Raw genomic sequence first — 1,695 nt, 5'->3', positions numbered from 1 at the left:
TCCAGCGCCGATGGTACTGCACTCGGGAGGGTGTGGGAGAGTAGGACACCGCCGGACAATCTTTCAGTCGAGGGCCGCCCCATCCGGGTCGGCCCTCGACTGCGTAGCGTCCTGGGTGACGCAATGAGGAAGGATGTACCTGTGAGTTCAGGATCGCAGGGCGGAGATCGTCCCCGTCGTAACGACGACCGTGAGGGAGCCCCGCGTCGCGACGACCGGCCCCCGTACCGGGATGACCGTGGTGGCCAGCGCGGCGGGCACGCCGGCGGCGACCGCCGTGAGGGTGGCTTCCGCGGCGGAGAGCGCCGCGAGGGAGGCTTCCGGTCCGGTCCCCGCGACGGCGATGCCCGCGGCAGCGGCGCCCCCCGTCGTGACGGAGACCGCCAGGGTGGTTTCCGTGGCGGCGATCGCCGTGAGGGTGGTGACCGCTCCGGTGGCTTCCGTGGTGGTGACCGCGAGGGTGGTTTCCGTGGCGGCGACCGTCGTGAGGGTGGCGACCGTCAGGGTGGGTTCCGTTCTGGTCCGCCGCGTGAGGGTGGCTTCCGCCGTGACAGCGGCGACCGTCCGGGTGGCTTCCGTGGTGGTGACCGCGAGGGTGGTTTCCGCGGCGGCGACCGTCGCGAGGGTGGTGACCGTCCGGGTGGCTATCGCGGTGGTGACCGCGAGGGTGGTTTCCGCGGCGGCGACCGTCGTGAGGGCGGTGACCGTCAGGGTGGGTTCCGTTCTGGTCCGCCGCGTGAGGGTGGCTTCCGCCGTGACAGCGGCGACCGTCCGGGTGGCTTCCGTGGTGGTGACCGCGAGGGTGGTTTCCGCGGCGGCGACCGTCGCGAGGGTGGTGACCGTCCGGGTGGCTATCGCGGTGGTGACCGCGAGGGTGGTTTCCGCGGCGGCGACCGTCGTGAGGGCGGTGACCGTCAGGGTGGGTTCCGTTCTGGTCCGCCGCGTGAGGGTGGCTTCCGCCGTGACAGCGGCGACCGTCCGGGTGGCTATCGCGGTGGTGACCGCGAGGGTGGTTTCCGTGGCGGCGACCGCCGTGAGGGCGGGGACCGTCCCGGCGGCTTCCGCGGTGGTGACCGTCGTGAGGGTGGCGACCGTCAGGGTGGATTCCGTTCTGGTCCGCCGCGTGAGGGTGGCTTCCGCCGTGACAGCGGGGACCGTCCGGGTGGCTTCCGTGGTGGTGACCGCGAGGGTGGTTTCCGTGGCGGCGACCGCCGTGACAGCGGCGACCGTCCGGGTGGCTTCCGCGGTGGTGACCGCGAGGGTGGTTTCCGTGGCGGCGACCGCCGTGAGGGCGGGGACCGTCCGGGTGGCTTCCGTGGTGGTGACCGCGAGGGTGGTTTCCGGGGTGGCGACCGCCGTGAGGGCGGCGACCGCTCCGGTGGCTATCGGGGCGGTGACCGCGAGGGTGGTTTCCGTTCTGGTCCGCCGCGTGAGGGTGGTTTCCGTGGCGGCGATCGCCGTGAGGGCGGTGACCGTCCGGGTGGCTATCGCGGTGGTGACCGTGAGGGTGGTTTCCGTGGCGGCGACCGCCGTGAGGGTGGCGAGCGTCCGGGTGGCTTCCGTGGTGGTGACCGCGAGGGTGGTTTCCGGGGTGGCGACCGCCGTGAGGGCGGCGACCGCTCCGGTGGCTATCGGGGCGGTGACCGCGAGGGTGGTTTCCGTTCTGGTCCGCCGCGTGAGGGTGGTTTCCGTGGC

Annotated in this window: 1 protein-coding gene; it reads left to right on the top strand. The window is 72.7% G+C overall.

What is annotated here, in order from left to right:
* Window positions 1–232: 232 nt before the first annotated feature.
* Window positions 233–1,695: hypothetical protein (locus V6V16_RS27675; protein ID WP_334566877.1), on the top strand; the 1,463-nt coding region annotated here is incomplete at its 3' end.

It is taken from the genome of Micromonospora sp. CPCC 205561 (genome assembly GCF_036906775.1).
In the GTDB taxonomy this organism is placed as follows: domain Bacteria; phylum Actinomycetota; class Actinomycetes; order Mycobacteriales; family Micromonosporaceae; genus Micromonospora.
Note: the sequence above shows the minus strand (reverse complement) of the source record. Positions and strands in the feature narration are given on the sequence as shown.